The organism is Dietzia cercidiphylli (genome assembly GCF_039531545.1).
GTDB lineage: Bacteria > Actinomycetota > Actinomycetes > Mycobacteriales > Mycobacteriaceae > Dietzia > Dietzia natronolimnaea.
Window position 1 is genome coordinate 6340 of sequence record NZ_BAAAQG010000010.1, and the last position, 14691, is coordinate 21030.

General features: G+C 70.9%; 17 protein-coding genes. 5 read left to right on the forward strand and 12 right to left on the reverse strand.

Going from position 1 to position 14691, the window contains the following annotated elements:
- From ABD250_RS10590 to ABD250_RS10600, 3 genes are all read right to left on the reverse strand, one after another.
- A partial coding sequence (locus tag ABD250_RS10590; protein WP_344392177.1) for an arsenate-mycothiol transferase ArsC occupies positions 1 to 442 on the reverse strand: 442 nt, incomplete at its 3' end.
- A complete protein-coding gene (gene arsB, locus ABD250_RS10595; protein WP_182659114.1) occupies positions 439 to 1605 on the reverse strand; it encodes an ACR3 family arsenite efflux transporter in 1167 nt (388 codons plus the stop codon). The genes arsB and ABD250_RS10590, both read right to left, overlap by 4 nt.
- Before the next feature lie 67 nt (positions 1606 to 1672).
- A complete protein-coding gene (locus ABD250_RS10600) occupies positions 1673 to 3253 on the reverse strand; it encodes an HNH endonuclease signature motif containing protein (protein ID WP_344392180.1) in 1581 nt (526 codons plus the stop codon).
- A 215-nt stretch (positions 3254 to 3468) separates the two neighbouring features.
- Between ABD250_RS10600 and ABD250_RS10605 the strand changes: the two genes are divergently transcribed.
- Positions 3469 to 3819: an ArsR/SmtB family transcription factor gene (locus ABD250_RS10605; RefSeq protein ID WP_179523627.1), complete on the forward strand. Its 351-nt coding sequence runs from the start codon at positions 3469 to 3471 to the stop codon at positions 3817 to 3819.
- A 23-nt stretch (positions 3820 to 3842) separates the two neighbouring features.
- On the opposite strand, the gene ABD250_RS10610 is transcribed toward ABD250_RS10605, so the two are convergent.
- Positions 3843 to 4586, reverse strand: coding sequence for an arsenate-mycothiol transferase ArsC (locus ABD250_RS10610; protein ID WP_182659449.1), 744 nt, complete (start codon positions 4584 to 4586; stop codon positions 3843 to 3845).
- 71 nt (positions 4587 to 4657) lie between these two features.
- Positions 4658 to 6172 carry a SulP family inorganic anion transporter gene (locus tag ABD250_RS10615; protein WP_182609778.1) on the reverse strand — a complete coding sequence of 505 codons (1515 nt, stop codon included), beginning with the start codon at positions 6170 to 6172 and terminating at the stop codon, positions 4658 to 4660.
- Positions 6173 to 6272: 100 nt separating this feature from the next.
- Between ABD250_RS10615 and ABD250_RS10620 the strand changes: the two genes are divergently transcribed.
- A complete protein-coding gene (locus tag ABD250_RS10620; RefSeq protein ID WP_179523629.1) occupies positions 6273 to 6626 on the forward strand; it encodes a MerR family transcriptional regulator in 354 nt (117 codons plus the stop codon).
- Here the strand turns inward: ABD250_RS10620 and ABD250_RS10625 are convergent, their stop codons facing one another.
- The gene (locus tag ABD250_RS10625; protein ID WP_182659450.1) at positions 6627 to 7721 is read right to left on the reverse strand and encodes an ArsO family NAD(P)H-dependent flavin-containing monooxygenase; all 1095 of its coding nucleotides are present in this window, start codon (positions 7719 to 7721) and stop codon (positions 6627 to 6629) included.
- 24 nt (positions 7722 to 7745) lie between these two features.
- On the opposite strand from ABD250_RS10625, the gene ABD250_RS10630 reads away from it, so the two are divergent.
- A complete protein-coding gene (locus ABD250_RS10630; RefSeq protein WP_182659451.1) occupies positions 7746 to 8837 on the forward strand; it encodes a permease in 1092 nt (363 codons plus the stop codon).
- A gap of 20 nt (positions 8838 to 8857) precedes the next feature.
- On the forward strand, positions 8858 to 9094 hold the full coding sequence (locus ABD250_RS10635; protein ID WP_107757545.1) for a thioredoxin family protein: 237 nt from the start codon (positions 8858 to 8860) through the stop codon (positions 9092 to 9094).
- Here the strand turns inward: ABD250_RS10635 and ABD250_RS10640 are convergent.
- From ABD250_RS10640 to ABD250_RS10655, 4 genes are all read right to left on the reverse strand, one after another.
- Positions 9091 to 9501 carry an arsenate reductase ArsC gene (locus ABD250_RS10640; RefSeq protein WP_182659452.1) on the reverse strand — a complete coding sequence of 137 codons (411 nt, stop codon included), beginning with the start codon at positions 9499 to 9501 and terminating at the stop codon, positions 9091 to 9093. The two genes, ABD250_RS10635 and ABD250_RS10640, sit on opposite strands and share 4 nt — an antisense overlap.
- 68 nt (positions 9502 to 9569) lie before the next feature.
- Positions 9570 to 10727 (reverse strand): acyl-CoA dehydrogenase family protein, encoded by a 1158-nt coding sequence (locus ABD250_RS10645; RefSeq protein ID WP_182659453.1) that lies wholly within the window; start codon positions 10725 to 10727, stop codon positions 9570 to 9572.
- An 86-nt stretch (positions 10728 to 10813) separates the two neighbouring features.
- Entirely contained in the window at positions 10814 to 12070 is a 1257-nt protein-coding gene (locus ABD250_RS10650; protein WP_344392188.1) for a phospholipase D family protein, read from the reverse strand.
- Between the two features lie 21 nt (positions 12071 to 12091).
- On the reverse strand, positions 12092 to 12292 hold the full coding sequence (locus ABD250_RS10655; RefSeq protein WP_206685735.1) for a hypothetical protein: 201 nt from the start codon (positions 12290 to 12292) through the stop codon (positions 12092 to 12094).
- 49 nt (positions 12293 to 12341) lie between these two features.
- On the opposite strand from ABD250_RS10655, the gene ABD250_RS10660 reads away from it, so the two are divergent.
- The gene (locus ABD250_RS10660) at positions 12342 to 13049 is read left to right on the forward strand and encodes a PIG-L deacetylase family protein (protein WP_182658323.1); all 708 of its coding nucleotides are present in this window, start codon (positions 12342 to 12344) and stop codon (positions 13047 to 13049) included.
- Positions 13050 to 13110: 61 nt separating this feature from the next.
- Here the strand turns inward: ABD250_RS10660 and ABD250_RS10665 are convergent, their stop codons facing one another.
- Positions 13111 to 13767, reverse strand: coding sequence for an alpha-ketoglutarate-dependent dioxygenase AlkB family protein (locus ABD250_RS10665; RefSeq protein ID WP_344392192.1), 657 nt, complete (start codon positions 13765 to 13767; stop codon positions 13111 to 13113).
- The gene (locus ABD250_RS10670) at positions 13764 to 14600 is read right to left on the reverse strand and encodes an inositol monophosphatase family protein (protein ID WP_179523636.1); all 837 of its coding nucleotides are present in this window, start codon (positions 14598 to 14600) and stop codon (positions 13764 to 13766) included. Before ABD250_RS10670 ends, ABD250_RS10665 begins: the two co-directional genes overlap by 4 nt.
- Between the last annotated feature and the right edge of the window lie 91 nt (positions 14601 to 14691).

Below are 14691 nucleotides of genomic sequence, written 5' to 3' on the forward strand. Positions count from 1 at the left end.
CTGTCCCCTGTTCGGACAGCTCGGCCCACAGCCGTCTCACGCGGGCGTCGATGTCGTCGCGGATCAGTGCCATCCGCTCCGCACCCTCGATTCCCCGCTCGCCCGGTTCATCGGTCTCCCAGACGTCGATGGCCGAGCGCATCCCGTCGACGGGCTCGAGCCGTGCGGCCGTCCCGAGTACGACGACGCGGTCCGCGCGGCGCATGATGTCGTGATCCACCGCCGCCGCGGTGCCGCCCGACATGTCGGCGCCGAGCTCGGCGAGCGCGACCACGGCCTCTGCGTTGGGGGACTGCCCCAGCGCGGGTCGCGTACCGGCCGAGTGGACCTCCACCGCGTCCCCCGCCGCGTGACGCAGTAGCGCCTCCGCCATCTGGGACTTGCCACGATTGGACTTGCACACGAACAGGACCGTGGGGCGCGCCGGAGCGTGGTGCGTCATCGAGCACCATCCTCAGGCGAGCGGCCGGAGGCCGACATGTCCTGGTGAATCGCGTTCGGGACCGTCGGGTCACCCTTGAACAGACGCTTGCCCGCCCACAGGCTCACGTACACGAGCGCGATGAGCACGGGCACCTCGATGAGCGGCCCGACCACCCCTGCCAACGCCTGGCCGGACGCCACTCCCCAGGTGCCGATGCTCACGGCGATCGCGAGTTCGAAGTTGTTGCCCGCGGCGGTGAAGGCGACCGCGGTGGACTTGGCGTAGTTCAGGCCTGAAGCACGGGCGGCGAGCAGGCTCCCGCCGAACATGAGGATGAAGTAGGCCAGCAGGGGCAGCGCGATCCGCGCCACGTCGAGAGGCCGTCCGATGATGGTGTCGCCCTGGAACGCGAAGAGCACGACGATGGTGAACAGCAGGCCGTACAGCGCCCACGGACCGATCTTGGGCAGGAAGGACTCCTCGTACCACTGCCGCCCCTTGGCCTTCTCGCCGAAGTGCCGGGTGAGGAACCCGGCCAGCAGCGGGATACCGAGGAACACGAGGACACTCAGCGCGATCGCCCATACCGAGAACCCGGCGGTGGTGGTCTCCAGCCCCAGCCAGCCCGGGAGGACCTGGAGGTAGAACCATCCCAGGCCCGCGAACGCGATCACCTGGAACACCGAGTTGATCGCGACGAGCACCGCCGCAGCCTCCCGGTCGCCGCATGCGAGGTCGTTCCAGATGAACACCATCGCGATGCAGCGGGCCAGGCCGACCACGATCAGGCCGGTACGGTACTCGGGGAGGTCCGGCAGCATCAGCCAGGCCAGCGTGAACATCAGCGCGGGACCGACCAGCCAGTTCAGTGCGAGGGACAGCAGGAGAAGCCTGCGGTCCCCGGTGACGCGACGCGTCTCGTCGTAGCGGACCTTGGCCAGGACGGGGTACATCATCACCAGCAGACCGACCGCGATGGGGACCGAGACTCCTCCGACCTCGACCGCCTCCAGCGCCTCGGCGATACCGGGCACCAGACGCCCGAGCAGGAGCCCGACAGCCATGGCCGCGAGGATCCACACGGCCAGGTAGCGGTCGAGGAAGGACATCCGCGCGGCGACCGGGGCGTCGGGATCGGCGGGGGAAGGGGGGCCGGCGGTCGCCGATACCTGGGTGCTCATGCGCCCAACCCTAGGCAATCCATCGATGTCGGTCAATGTATGACGCACGCCACCGGGCTGTGCGAGCTCAGAACGGTGGCGGGTGGAGGATCTCGTCGAGGACCTGGTGAACCTGCTCCTCGGCACGGCTGACCACCGGTTTGTTGCGATCCCACCAGCGACCGATGGGAGGCCTGGTGCCATCAGGACTCGCGCGATCGGGGCCGGAGCGGTCGGCCCGGGCGCGTTCTGCGCGGTGGCGGGCGGCACGGCGGGCCCAGTAGGTGGGCTCGGACAGCAGGTCGCCGTCCGCGGTGTCCGGCTCAGGGTTGCGGGCCTGCTGGACGTCCCAGGCGTCCTGTTCGGCTCGGGCCTGTTCGCGCCTGTACGCGGCCAAAGGGCCGGAGGGCCTGGTGAGCATGGTGGAGCCGTCGGGAGTGACGACGACGAGCGTGCCGTCTGGCGCCAGGTCGTAGATCCACCCGGAGAAGGTCTTGAATCGGTGATGGCGCCGACACAAGCACATCAGGTTGCACTCGGTGGTGTGTCCGCCCCGCTGCGGGTCGGCGTGGTCGAAGGGCCGACAGTGATCGATATCGCAGTTGTCCGCCGAGACGGTGCATCCCGGGTGCCGGCAGGTGCCGTCGCGAAGGCGGATGCGGCGGGCCAGGGCGGCGCCGGGCCGGTAGGTCAGGGCACGGCGGGCGTCGTCGGCGGCGCCGATGGCGGGGTCGACGTGTTCGAGGCTGGCCCCGTCGCTGGCGGCGAGCATGTCGAGTAGCGCCTGGAGCGCGGAGTCGCCGGTGCGGGGAAACTCGACCTGCGGGTCGAGACCTCGACCGCGGCCGAAGACCGTCACCCGCGGCCGCAGTGGCGCTGGCGGCTCGTCCGGCGCGAGATCGGTGGCACGGGCGCGGCCCCGGTCTCCGCACACCAGGGACAGCAGGGCGTCCGCGCGGCGTTCGGGCACCGGATAGTTCGACATGTCCGCCCCCTCGGCGTCGGCGCGGGCCTGCGCTGATTCCGCGGGGGTGTCCGGGGCGGGGTTGGCGAACTCTGCGGCGCGCTGGTCGATGGCCTCTGCCAGCACAGCGGCCTCGTCGGAGGCCAGGGTGGCCCACAGGTTGGTCATGCCGTCGGCGCCCTTGCGGATGTGGACTCCGCGTCCGCGGGCGGCGGCGTCTCTTCGTTCGCGGATCCCGTTGGCGTCGTAGCGGGCGATGATCGCGTCGACGGAGTCGCGCACCGACCGGGCGCCCGGACGCTCGCCGGCCTCGATGGCGGCGAGGTAGTCCTCCACGACCTCCTGCTGAACCCGGGACAGGACGGCCGGATCGACCGTGGCCATCTGACGGGCCAACAACTCGGCTGCGCGCTGTTCCATCCGACCGGCCGAGAGCGCCTCCATGACGGCCGGGTAGCGCTCGGTCAGGTCCGCGGCGAGGCTGATCATGGCGGCGGCGCGGCCAGAGGAGATGGGCATCGACGCCACGACGTAGCCGGTGCACACGTCGAACGGGTCGACCACCGCGTGCCCGGGCGGGGAACCGTCCCCCGCCCCGGCCTCGTCCTGGCGCACGCACTCGCGGAACAACTCGTAACACGCGGCCAGGCGGGCCCCGGCGGCGCGATTCTCCGCCACCCAGGTGTCGCGGGCGGAATCGGACAACCTCCCGAGCGGGGACGGGTGACCAGAACGACCGACCCCACTTGTCGCGCCACCAGCCGTCTCGTCCACGCCCTCACCTCCACCCGTACGCCCACTCGTACGTCGCCGTCACATTGTATCGAACTAGTGTTCTAGTATACGCACACACTTTCGAATGGGCAAGAGGGGACATCCACAGGCCTCCCCCGCCCCGGTCGTCCGGGTAACCTGGGACCATGACCTCGCCCGAATCCGCCGAATACTGCTGCATCGCCGGCGCGAACGGGCCGCTCACCCAGGCCGAGGCCGAAGCCGCGGCGGCCCGGTTCAAGGCCCTGGCCGACCCCATGCGCCTCCGCCTGCTCTCGCACATCGCGGCGGCGGAGTGCGATGACGTCTGCGTGTGCACCCTCACCGAACCGCTGGGGATCTCCCAGCCCACCGTGAGTCATCACATGAAGAAGCTGGTCGAGGCGGGACTCGTCACCCGCGAACAACGAGGCCGGATGGCGCACTACAGCATCGTCCCGGAGGCGTTCTCCCAGATCCGCGACATCGTCGACGTCCGAGGCCTCCGCCTCGCCTGAGGACTGTTCAGCCTGAGGACCGTTCAGGGCGACGCCGCCTCCCTGGTCGCACCACCCGAACTCGGAGCACCGGGGGCGGTCGCGGGCGTCATGCCGACGATCTCCGGCAGGGCCTGGCGGACCCGGTCGTCGATGTCGTCACGGATGGAGCGGACGCGGTCGAGATCCTGGCCGGCGGGGTCCGAGACGTCCCAGTCCAGGTACCGCTTGCCCGGATAGACGGCGCAGGCGTCCCCGCACCCCATGGAGATCACCACGTCGGCGGCCGCCACCACGTCGTCGGTGAGCGGCTTGGGGTATTCCGAGGTCAGGTCGAGCCCGACCTCGGCCATGGCCGCCCGGCAGTTCTCGTCGATCCCGGACGCCGGGAGCGAGCCTGCGGACCGGACGTGGACCCGCCCCTCCGACCGGTCCGCCATGAGAGCCGCGGCCATCTGGGAGCGCCCCGAGTTCTGGACGCAGATGAAGAGCACCTCGGGGACGTCCTTGTCGACGCGCCCCTCCGCCTGCGCGAGAGCCTTGAGCCGGTCGGTCGCGAAGCGGCGGGACAGCGACGGCAGATGGGCGGTGACCCGCGCGGTCCGACGCAACGCGGCATAGGACTCGAACACCACGCGCTCGACGGTCTGCGGACTGAACACGCCCTCGTAGTGCCGGGCCAGCTCGCGGGCGTCACGCTGGAGTTGCGTCTGAGGCAAGAGCAGTTCGGGGAGAGGAGCGTCGTGCACGGATCGGGACATGTCGGCCTCCAAGCCTCGTATCGACATCCATCAATATAGATGACCATCGATTCTTCCGGAAGCCCGGCCGGAGGGATTCGCTCGGGACCGACCCGCGCTCAGTGCCCGGCGCCGAGCCTGCCCGAGAGCTTGTCGAGCCGCTCCCTGCTGGCACCGTCGAGTCCGATCACCGTGAGGGTCTTGCCCTTGGCCGCGTACTTCTGCTGCACGGCGTCGAGCGTGGCTACGGTCGAGGCGTCCCAGATGTCGGCGTCGGTGAGATCGAGTACCACGTGCTCGGGGTCGCCGGAGTAGTCGAACCGGTACACGAGGTCGTTGCTCGAGGCCCAGAACAGCTCGCCCGTGACCCGGTAGGTGCGGGTGTCGACCGCCCCGTCGTGGTCCGTGTCGAGCTCGGCGACCTTCTCGATGGTCGTCATGTGCGCGACCCGGCGCGCGAACATGATCATCGCCGTGACCACCCCCAGGATCACGCCGATCGCGAGGTTGTGGGTCCACACCGTCGCCGCCACGGTGACGACCATGACGAGGGTCTCCGACAGCGGCATCAGCCGCAGTGTCCGGGGATGGATCGAGTGCCAGTCCATGGTCCCCACCGAGACCATGATCATCACCGCGACCAGTGCGGCCATCGGGATCAGTCCGACGACGTCACCCAGGACGACGACGAGGACCAGCAGGAACACGCCGGCGAGCAGGGTGGACAGCCGCGTCCGTGCGCCCGAGGCCTTGACGTTGATCATCGTCTGCCCGATCATCGCGCAACCGCCCATCCCGCCGAAGAAACCGGTGACGAGGTTGGCGACGCCCTGACCCCAGCCCTCACGCGTCTTGTCGGAGTGCGTCTCCGTGATGTCGTCGACCAACTTGGCCGTCATCAGCGACTCCATGAGCCCCACGAGCGCCATGGCGAGCGCGTAGGGGGCGATGATCTGCAGCGTCTCCAGGGTGAGCGGCACGTCCGGCAGCAGGAGGGTCGGCAGCGACCCGGGCAACTCGCCCTGGTCGTGCACGTTCGGGACGGTCCACCCCACCCAGACCACCACGATCGTCAGTGCCACGATCGCGATCAGGGGCGCGGGGATCACCGTGGTGAGCCTGGGAAAGAACACGAGGACGAGCAGCCCCACCGCCACCAGCGGGTACACCAGCCACGGCACGCCCACCAGGTGCGGGATCTGGGCGGAGAAGATGAGGATCGCGAGCGCGTTGACGAATCCGACCATCACCGAGCGTGGGATGAACCGCATCAGCCTCGCGACCCCGAACACGCTCAGCAACACCTGCAGCACCCCGGCCAGGAGGACCGTGGCGATGAGGTGGTCCAGTCCGTGCTCGAGCACGACCGGCGCCACGACGAGCGCGATCGCTCCCGTGGCCGCCGAGATCATCGCCGGGCGTCCTCCGGTGAAGGCGATCGTGACCGCCATGGTGAAGGACGCGAACAGACCGACCCGGGGGTCGACGCCCGCGAGGATGGAGAACGAGATCGCCTCCGGGATGAGCGCGAGGGCCACCACGAGGCCGGCGAGGACCTCGGTCCGCAGCCGGGCGGGGGAGGAGAACGCGGCGCGGAACGAGGGCAGCACGCCGGTCGGGAACTCGGTGCTCACGGATCACCTACAGTCGGGGTCAGGACTCTCACACGGCGTGAGAGTAGAAAGCTACCGTAACGGGAGAGTTGTGGGCGGGCCAAGTCGCGGCGAGCAGACCATGAAGATCGGCGAGGTCGCCGAGCGCACCGCGCTGTCGATCCGGAGCCTGCGGCACTACGACGAACTCGGTCTGGTCAGCCCCTCCGCGCACTCCCCGGGCGGGTTCCGCCTCTACACGCCGGGGGACGTCGAGCGGCTCCTGCTCATCCGCCGGATGAAGCCCCTGGGGTTCAGCCTGGAACGCATGCGCGACTTCTGCCGGGCCCTGGACCGCCGAGCCGACGACCCGGCGGGATCGGCCGCGCTGATCGCCGAGATCGAGGCGGAGGCCACCGAACGGCTCGAGCGACTGCGGACCCACCTGGGCTACGCGGAGGAGTTCGTCGAGATCGTCGCGCGCCTCAGGGCCTGATCACCGGCCGAGAGCTGCGGCCACGGCCGCCTTCGCCCACTGACCGACCCCGATGAGGGTCGCCGAGGCCGCGCCGCACCAGTCGCCGTAGCCGAGCAGGAACAGCCCGGGCACGTCCGGCACCACGGGCCCGTCGGCGACCACCCTGCCGCCGACCCGCGACAGCCCAAGGCCGCGGAGGTGCCCGAGAGCCGGGCGGAATCCGGTGCACCAGATCACCGCGTCGACCGCCTCACGTCGGCCGTCGTCCCACTCCACCCCGCCGGGGTGGAACCGGTCGAACATCGGGGTGGCCACGAGCAGGCCCGCGTCGCGGGCGGCGCGCACCGGGGGGACGACGACGATGTCGCCCAACTCCGCGACACCGCGGCCGCTCCCGGATCGGACCGAGGCGGTGGCGACCCGGAACAACTCACGTCCGTCGACGTGGTCGGGCAGATAGCGCGGGGGCCCGGCGGTGCACCAGATCAGTTCGCCGTCGCTCTGCTGCAGATGTCCGGCGAGGTCGGCGGCGATCTGCGCGCCCGAGTTCGCACCGCCCACCACCACGACGCGCCGGCCGCCGAACGGCTCCGGACCCCGGTAGCCGGCGCTGTGGATCTGGTGGCCCCGGAAACCCCCGACGCCCGGACAGGTCGGCACGAACGGCCTCGACCACGTCCCGGTGGCACTGATCACCGCGCGGGCACGCCACCGGCGGCCGTCGGCGGCACGGACGACGAACCCGTCCGGATCGTCCCGCTCCACGGCCACGATCCGGACCCCGCGCCGGACGGGCAGCCCGTAGTACTCCTCGTACCCGCGCAGATACTCCACCACGTGGGCCGCGTCGGGGTTCCCGTCGTCCGTCCGGTGCATCCTGCGACCCGGGAGGGACGAGTGGTCGGCGGGCGAGAACAATCGCAGCGAGGGCCAGGTGTGCGGCCACGCACCCCCCGGCCCGTCGGACGCGTCGAGGATCTCGAAGTCCGCGCCGGCGCGGGTGAGATGGAAACCGGCGGCCAGGCCGGCCTGGCCGCCTCCGATCACCACGACGTCCCTCACCCTGCCCGACCCCCTCTCGCCACCCCCTGAACAGTTCCTATCGACACTCATCGATACCAATCCTACAGTGGAGGTATGACCTCGTTGCCCGCCTCCGCGACCGGCCCGTCCGGCCCGGGGAACGACGCCCCGGACACCGACACCGGTGCCCGTGAGCATCGTCGGCTCGTGGCGGCGCTCGCGCTGGCCGCGGTGTCCTGGGCGGCCCTGTGGGTGGCCAACGAGTGGTTCTGGGACGCGGCCGTCGGCTGGCTCGGACTCGACCTCGCCGACCGCGCGATCGGTGCCGTGCACTTCTTCCTCTACGACACCATCAAGATCGTCCTCCTGCTCCTCGGGCTGATGTTCCTGGTGGGCATGCTGCGGGCAAGCCTCGACCTCGACCGCGCGCGGGACTGGCTCGAGGGCCGGGGGCTGTTCGTCGGCCTCACGCTGGCCATCGTGCTCGGCGTGGTGACCCCTTTCTGCTCCTGCAGCTCGATCCCACTGTTCATCGGCTTCGTGGCCGCGGGGATCCCGCTCTCGGTCACCCTCACCTTCCTCATCGCCTCCCCGCTCATCAGCGAGATCGCGGCCATCATGATCGGCGAGATGTTCGGGTGGCACATCGCCGCCGCCTACGTCGGCGCCGGCGCCGCCATCGCCTTCGTCGCGGGATGGGCCCTGTCCCGGTTCCGGCTCGACAGGTGGGTCGACGACGTCGTCTTCACCACCCGCGTCGCCGTACTCCGCGCGGACGGCCACGTGCCCTCGCTGCGCGAACGGGTGGACGCCGCTCTCGGCGAATCCCGCGACATCCTCCGTAGCGTGTGGATCTGGGTGGTGGTGGGCGTCGGCGTCGGCGCGGTGATCCACGGATGGGTCCCCGAGGACTTCTTCCTCCGCTGGGCGGGCCCGGACAACCCGCTGGCGGTGTTCGTGGCCACCCTCGCGGGGATCCCGCTCTACGTCAACGGAGCCGGGGTCGTGCCGATCGCCGAGGCACTGTGGGCCAAGGGCATGAGCCTGGGCACCGTCATGGCGTTCATCATGAGCTCGATCGCGCTGTCCATCCCCCAGGCGATCATGCTCAGGCGGGTCATGAGGCCACCACTGCTCGCACTGTTCTTCGCCGTCGTGGCGGCCGGCATCCTCGCCATCGGCCTAGTGTTCAACGTGATCGCCTGACCCCGGATGCAGGAGGAACCATGATCGTCAAGGTGCTCGGGCCCGGCTGCCGCAACTGCCACACCCTCGTCACCCGCACGAGGGAGGCGCTGGCAGCGCTGGGCGAGGACGCGGAGATCGTCGAGGTCACCGACGTCGGCGAGATCGCCGGCTACGGACTCATGAAGACACCCGGGCTGGTGGTCGACGACGACCTCGTCCTGGGAGGGAAGGTGCCCACCGTCCGTCAGCTCACCGAGATCCTGCGCGGACGCTAGACCGGGTGCACGCCGAGCTCGGCGAGGAGTCCGGTCACCCGGCGCCTGATCTCGTCTCGGATGGGCCTGACCGCGTCGACACCCTGACCGGCGGGGTCGTCGAGGGTCCAGTCCAGGTACCGCTTGCCCGGGAAGACCGGGCAGACGTCACCGCAGCCCATGGTGATGCACACGTCGCTCGACCGCACCGCCTCGGTGGTGAGGACCTTCGGCGTGGCCGCCGAGATGTCGATGCCGTCCTCCGCCATCGCCTCGGCGACGGCCGGGTTGATCGAGTCCGCCGGCGCCGACCCGGCCGAGCGGACCTCCACCGCGCCTCCGGACAGGTGCTCGGTGTAGGCCGCGGCCATCTGTGAGCGGCCCGCGTTGTGGACGCAGACGAAGAGGACGGACGGACGATCGGTCACGGTGACTCCCCCGGCAGAATGTATCGACGACTGTCGATAGTAGCCGCTCGACGCCCACGCGCGGCGGGTCACAGCGCCCGGCCGATGACCTCCTTCATGATCTCGTTGGTGCCGCCGTAGATCCGCATGACGCGGGCGGCGGCGAACTTCTGCGCGATGGGGTACTCCATCATGTAGCCGTAGCCCCCGAACAGCTGGAGGCAGCGGTCCACCACGTCGTCGAGCATGTCGGTGGCCTGGAGCTTGGCCATCGAGGCGGTCACGGCGTCCAGCTCGCCGCCGATCTCGCGGGAGATGCAGTGGTCGATGAAGGTGCGGGTGGCCATGACGGAGGTCTTGCACGCCGCCAGCTCGAACCGCGTGTTCTGGAAGTCGAGGATCGGCTTGCCGAAGGCCTGCCGCTCACGGGTGTAGGCGAGGGTCTCCACCACGGCGGCCTCGGCCATCGCCAGGGCGTCCACCGCGATCGCCAGGCGCTCGCGCGGGAGCTGGTTCATGAGCTGGTAGAAGCCCTGCCCCTCCTCGCCGCCGAGGAGGTTGGCGGCGGGCACACGCATGTCGTTGAAGAACAGCTCCGCGGTGTCGGCGCCGTGACGGCCCATCTTCTCCAGCACGCGGCCCCGCTCGAAACCGGGGGTGTCGGCCTCCACGGCGAACAGCGCCATGCCCTTGTGGCCGGCGTCGAGGTCGGTCTTGGCCGCCACCACCACGAAGTCGGCGGAGCCACCGTTGGAGATGAAGGTCTTGGAGCCGTTGATGACGTACTGGTCACCGTCACGCCGCGCGGTGGTGCGGACGCCCTGCAGGTCCGAACCGGCACCGGGCTCGCTCATGGCGATCGCGGAGATCCACTGACCGGAGCACAACCTGGGCAGCCACTCCCGCTTCTGCTCGTCGGTGGCGTAGTTGGCCACGTAGTGGGGGGTGATGGTCGATCCGACCCCCATGCCGAACGCCGTGTCCCCCGAGTAGACGAGTTCCTCGGTGACGAGGTACTCCATGCCCGGGTCCCCGCCCTGGCCGCCGAACTCCTCGGCCACGTCGAGGCAGATCAGCCCGGCCTCGCCGGTGCGCAGCCAGGTCTCGCGGTCCACGTGCTTCTGCCGGGCCCACTTCTCCTGGTTGGGCGTCATCTCCTTGGCGAAGAAGGCGCGGGCGTGCTCGCGCAGGAGCCGGTGGTCGTCGGTCTCCCAGGAGGGGCGGTAGTCGGGGAAGAGCAGGGTCACCATGGCCTCCGGTGGTCGATCGACGCGGCGTGCGCGGTTCAGCCTACCCAGCCCGACCGGGGCCTCCCGGCGGTCCCGCCCGCGGGTCAGTACCGTCCGCGCAGCCGCAGGCGCCAGGGGCGACCGTCCGGATCGTGCAGCCAGCGGTAGGCCGGGAACGCCAGCGCCATCGTCAGCGGGTTGAGCCGCGGCGGCGCGAGCGGACGCAGCCGACCCGGGGGCCGCGTCCCCCGGCGACCGCCGCGATGCCACTCCTCGAGCGCGGCGGCCGAGTCGGCGAAGGTCCGAAACGTCCCCACCGCGTCGGGGCAGTCGTGCATCAGGCGCGCGAGGTCGTCGTCGTCGCCCGGATCGCCGTCCCCGTGCGCGATCTCCGACACGTCCCCCGGATACCCCGGACCGTCCACGCCGCGCCCGAGGTGCTCGGCGGCCAGGGTCAGACGCAGTCTGCGGGCGTACGGACTGTGATCGGACGCGGCCGTGTCCACCACCACCGCCGAGAGTTCCGAGTCGTGGGTCCACGAGCGCCGGCTGAAGTTGTCGGAGCCGACCGAACACCAGGTGTCGTCCACGACGCACACCTTGGCGTGGACGTAGACCGGGGTGCCGTCGGAGTTCTCCGGCGCGTAGAAGGCCACCCGGCCGGGGGCCGCGGCGGCGAGTCGGCTCATGGCGCGCTGCCGGCCGAGGAGCTGCGGGAGACGGGAGACCGGGTTGTCGCTGTCCGTCCACCGGGGCATCACGACGACCAGGTGCAATCCCTCGTCCCGCTGGAGCGATTCCACGAAGGAGTCCGCGATCGCGCGCGACCACAGGTACTGGTCCTCCACGTAGATGAGGTCACGGGCACGCTCGAACGCCTTGGCGTACCCGCGGGCGACGCTGCGCTCACCCCTCCGTGCGAACGGGTAGGCACGTCGACCGTGTCGGCCGGCGTAGGTGCGGAGCAGCTGGACGACGTGCGTGCCACCCGGCACCGCCGGCGGCGGCGGCGCCTGCGGGGGCAACGGTTCGGCGCGCACGTCCACGTGGTCGCGGTCCACGCGGAACCGGCGACGCGACCGCGTCAGGGGCGCCGGGTCCTCCCACCGTTCCCGGAACACCGTCTCGGCGTCGTACACGGCCGGTCCCGAGATGGCGCACTGCACGTCGTGCCACGGCGGCGTCACCCCGTAGACCTCGGACATCGACTGCGCCTGCGGGTCGCCCCGGTGTCGGGCGTCGTCCCGCCGCGAATGGCACAGGTCGATGCCGCCCACGTAGGCCACGTCCCGCCGCGGGGCGTCCGCGTGTCGGATCACCACCATCTTCTGGTGGTGCGACCCGCGCGGCGGCACCCGCATGTCCAGCAGGACGTTGCCGCGTCAGTCGGTGAACAGGATCAGATCGCCCTGCCCGGTGGTCTCGATCCTGTCGAAGAGCTCGGCGAAGTACGTGGCCCCGTGGACCAGTGGGCGGACCTCGTTGCCCTCCGACCAGGCCTCGTTCCCGGGATGACGGGAATCCAGACGGGTGTCAGGGTTGCCCCGCTCGTTCGCGGAGAGCAACCACTCGGTGAGGGCCATGTGTTCGGACGCTACCGACTCGTCACCCCGGATCGGCAATACTCTCCCCATGACCCCACCCGAGCCCTTTCCCACCGACTGGACCCGCGGCCTGGTCCTGGTCGCCCATCCCGACGATCCCGAGTACGGCATGTCCGCCGCGGTGGCCCGCTGGACCGCGGAGGGTCGCCACATCGTCTACGTGCTGGCCTCGAGCGGCGAGGCGGGGATCGAGGGGATGCCCCCCTCGATCGCCGGACCGGTCCGGGAGGAGGAACAGCGCCGCTCCTCGGCGATCGTGGGCGTCGAGGAGGTGGAGTTCCTCGGTTTCCCCGACAGCAGGATCGTCAACGACTCGGAGCTCCGCGACGCGATCGCGGACTCCCTCCGCCGTCACCGGCCGGACATCGTGATCTCCCTGTACTCGGGGCCCGAGTGGGCGCCCGGTGCCCCCAACCAGAGCGATCACATGGAGTTCGGTGCCGCGGTGGGCGCGACGTACGACGACCTGGTGGCCGCCGTCGGCGTGGACGCCGCCGAGGGGCGTCCCCGGATGTGGTTCGAGTCCGCACCGCAGCCCACCCACTACGTGGACGTCGAGGGGTTCGTCGAACCGGCCGTCGCCGCGCTGGCCGAGCACAAGGAGTACCTCTCGGTCCTCGACCCCGGCACCCCCGTCCCCGAGCAGGCCCGCCGGCAGGTGGAGTCGGTGTGCGCACCCCGAGAAGACGTGGCCGGGGACCGGCCCGTGGTGAGTTTCCGGCGCATGCGGCCCTGACCGGCACGCGAGCCCGCCGGTCGGGACCGGTGAGGCCAGGCCGGGGCCGGTCGGGGGCCCGTCAGCGGGTCTGCCTGAGGGTGATGTTGACGCGCCCCGGACCCGCGCCGAGCACGTCCCGGCACCAGGCCGGCGCGGTGCCGTCGAACACCCTGGGAACACCGTGGAAGGCCATCCTCGACGGTCCACCGAACACCACGAGGTCACCGGACTCCAACCGCACGTCGGTGTACGGGCGGCCACGGTGGTGTGGGGTACCGAAGCGGAAGGTGCAGGCGTCGCCGAGACTCAGCGAGACCACCGGCGCCGAGCTGGCCTCGTCGCGGTCCTGGTGCAGGCCCATGGTGGCGTCACGGCCGTAGAGGTTCACCAGCGCCGCGTCGGGGGTGTACCCCGGATCGCCCAGCGACGGGTCCACGGCGGTCGCCGTCTCGAGCCCGGATCGCGCCGCCCGGACCAGCCAGTCCGGCAGAGGCGGGACCACCTCGTCGTCGTCGTACCGGTAGGGCGTCCAGTGCCGCCCCAGGCAGAGCGTCCGCACCGACATCCTCCCCCCGCCGGGCAGCACGATCGACCGCGGCGGCCGCGCGGACGCCCAGTCCACGCAGGCCCGCAGCAGGTACTCCTGTTGCGGGCGGTCCATCCAGTCCGGCACGTGCACCGCGCCGGGGCCGAGGACCGCCGGCGGGCGGTCGATCCCGAAGAGGGGGTCGGTCACCGCGGGTCCGCGCCGAGCACCGCCCACGCCTGCTCCGCCAGGGCCGGTGTCGCGGCGGCCACGACCGTGCCGCCGTCCAGCGGTTGCCGACCGTCCGGTCCGGTGATCACGCCGCCGGCCGCCTCGATGATCGGGATGAGGGCCACGATGTCGTAGGACTTCAGGTCGGACTCGACCACCAGGTCCACCCGGCCCGCGGCGAGCATGCAATAGGCGTAGCAGTCCCCGCCGAAGCGCTGCAGGCGCACCCGGGTGGCGAGGTCGTCGTAGCGTCGGCGCAGCTCACCGTCCCCGAACATCGACGGGTGGGTGGTGTACATGATCGCCTCGGACAGCTCGTCGCACCCCGACACGTGCAGATCGAATGCCTCCGGCCCGTCCGATCGGCGACGTACGGTGGCGCGTCCGTGGACCGCGGCGAAGGTCTCCCCCAACACCGGTTGGTCCATCCACCCGGCGACCGCCCGGCCGTCCTCCACCACCCCGACGAGCGTGCCCCACCCCGCCATCCCCGTGAGGAAGGCCTTGGTGCCGTCGATCGGGTCGAGATACCAGGTGCGGGGGGCGTCCGGGGGCCCGGACTCGCCGTTCTCCTCCCCCACCACCCGGTCCCCCGGCGCCATCGACGAGATCCCGGCCCGCAACAACGCCTCGATGTCGCGATCGGCCTCGGTCACCGGGTCGTACCCCCGCCCCCCGCCCTTGTCGCCGGCGACCAGCGCCTCGAGCTCGCCGTGGAAGTGGCGGCGGGCGATCCTGCCGGTGGCGGCGAGCAGCTCGTCGAGGTGCTCGATCAGGTCAGGGTCCAGGGGGCGGTCGGGCCTCGCAGTCATGGCCCCATGGTGCATCACGGCCACCGGTCGCACGCCGGTTCGCGCCGCGACATACTCGTTCCCACCCCTCTACACGTGCCCATCCGGATAG

Coding starts and splice junctions, on each gene's coding strand:
- arsB (WP_182659114.1), bottom strand. CDS start 1,605: ATGAGCACCCAGGTATCGGCGACCGCCGGCCCCCCTTCCCCCGCCGAT.
- ABD250_RS10605 (WP_179523627.1), top strand. CDS start 3,469: ATGACCTCGCCCGAATCCGCCGAATACTGCTGCATCGCCGGCGCGAAC.
- ABD250_RS10610 (WP_182659449.1), bottom strand. CDS start 4,586: ATGTCGATACGAGGCTTGGAGGCCGACATGTCCCGATCCGTGCACGAC.
- ABD250_RS10620 (WP_179523629.1), top strand. CDS start 6,273: ATGAAGATCGGCGAGGTCGCCGAGCGCACCGCGCTGTCGATCCGGAGC.
- ABD250_RS10625 (WP_182659450.1), bottom strand. CDS start 7,721: ATGAGTGTCGATAGGAACTGTTCAGGGGGTGGCGAGAGGGGGTCGGGC.
- ABD250_RS10630 (WP_182659451.1), top strand. CDS start 7,746: ATGACCTCGTTGCCCGCCTCCGCGACCGGCCCGTCCGGCCCGGGGAAC.
- ABD250_RS10635 (WP_107757545.1), top strand. CDS start 8,858: ATGATCGTCAAGGTGCTCGGGCCCGGCTGCCGCAACTGCCACACCCTC.
- ABD250_RS10650 (WP_344392188.1), bottom strand. CDS start 12,070: ATGCGGGTGCCGCCGCGCGGGTCGCACCACCAGAAGATGGTGGTGATC.
- ABD250_RS10655 (WP_206685735.1), bottom strand. CDS start 12,292: ATGGCCCTCACCGAGTGGTTGCTCTCCGCGAACGAGCGGGGCAACCCT.
- ABD250_RS10660 (WP_182658323.1), top strand. CDS start 12,342: ATGACCCCACCCGAGCCCTTTCCCACCGACTGGACCCGCGGCCTGGTC.
- ABD250_RS10670 (WP_179523636.1), bottom strand. CDS start 14,600: ATGACTGCGAGGCCCGACCGCCCCCTGGACCCTGACCTGATCGAGCAC.